This is a genomic window from Roseovarius sp. D22-M7, assembly GCF_037083785.1.
Classification (GTDB): Bacteria; Pseudomonadota; Alphaproteobacteria; order Rhodobacterales; family Rhodobacteraceae; genus Roseovarius.
In genome coordinates this window covers 1-1,245 of sequence record NZ_JBAPKY010000169.1, presented here as the reverse complement: position 1 = coordinate 1,245, position 1,245 = coordinate 1, and the positions used below count along the sequence as shown (strand labels likewise).

At 65.5% G+C, this 1,245-nt stretch carries 1 protein-coding gene and 1 pseudogene; both read right to left on the bottom strand.

Annotated elements, in window-relative coordinates; all coding sequences use genetic code 11:
• Nucleotides 1-93 precede the first annotated feature (93 nt).
• Nucleotides 94-408: pseudogene (locus V8324_RS21910) on the bottom strand (transposase); the annotation flags it as partial.
• A gap of 299 nt (nucleotides 409-707) precedes the next feature.
• A partial coding sequence (locus V8324_RS21905) for a transposase (protein ID WP_336422000.1) occupies nucleotides 708-1,245 on the bottom strand: 538 nt, incomplete at its 5' end.

Genomic DNA, 1,245 nt, shown 5'->3' with positions numbered 1-1,245 from the left:
GATCGAGGTGCAGACCGGCAGCTACCTGGGCGAGGACGACATCACCCGCTACGACGACATCTACGCGCGCGGACCAGAGAGCGCCGGATAGGCCGGGAAGTCGTAGAAGGGGAGCGACGGCTCCTTCTCCTTCGCCAGACAGGTGACCGCATTCTCGTATTTGGTCCCGCATTTCTCGGAGAAGATGTCCATGGCCGTTTCTGCCGGGCCGCGGGTCCCCGCCTGCCAGATCCCGCGCAGGTCGGCCTTCACAGCCGGCTGCATGGACTTCGCGAACCTGTTCAGGACGTTGGCGATCTTGTGGATCCAACATCTTTGATGACGGGTGCCTGGAAACACTTCCTTGAGTGCCTTCCAGAACTCCATGGCGCCATCCGCGGCGGCGATCTCCGCCGGAACCGCAAGGCCGTGAACCATGCGGTGCCGCCCAAGACATGGGCATGGGTCAGCGCAGGATTTTCATTCGACCGGGCGCGGGTGACCCCCGCAACTCCGTGAGGGTAACCCTCCTCATCGCCACCGACCTTGCGCGCCAGTTCGGCGTTTTCCAACGTGATGTCGGGATCGTCTTCCCGGCTTGCGAGAAGCCAACCCATCGCAACATTACGGATCGCCCTGTGACTGTTCGAAACAACTTCGACGCGATTTACTCTCCGAACAAGAGACAGGATCGCGCCCGCGCTGACATGGGCCTTATACCAACGGCCTTAGCTTTCGATCGCTTTGGCGTATTCTCGGGTGGTGACCGCGCGCATGGTGGCGATGTCGTTGGCGAAGAAGTTCCAAGCGTCACGGCATCGTGCCACGATCTTCTCGCGGGGTTTGAACACGGAGATGGCGAGGGGGTCGGCGCGCAGGCGGGCCCGGACGTGCTCGAGCGGGTTGAACTCCGGGGCGTAGGGCGGGAGCGGCAGCAGGGTGATGGTGTCGGGCACCTTCAGAGCCTTGGCGCCATGCCCTCCGGCACCGTCGAGCACCAGAACGGCATGTGCGCCCTCGGCGACGGTGCGGGAGATCTCGGCGAGGTGGGCGGTGGGCATGAGCAGCGCGGCGGTGGCTCCGCGGTCGGGGCGCAGACGGCGCCGAAGATGCAGGCCAATGCAGGCCCAGGTGTCGCGGGTGCCGCGCGGCGCCCGGATGCGGGTGAGCGTGCCCTGCTGGCCGACCCGTGCCTCATCCCGATCCGCAGGGCCGCGCAGCGAAACCACATCTCCAGGGGTTTGTCCCGGGCGTGCTCCGGCAGGG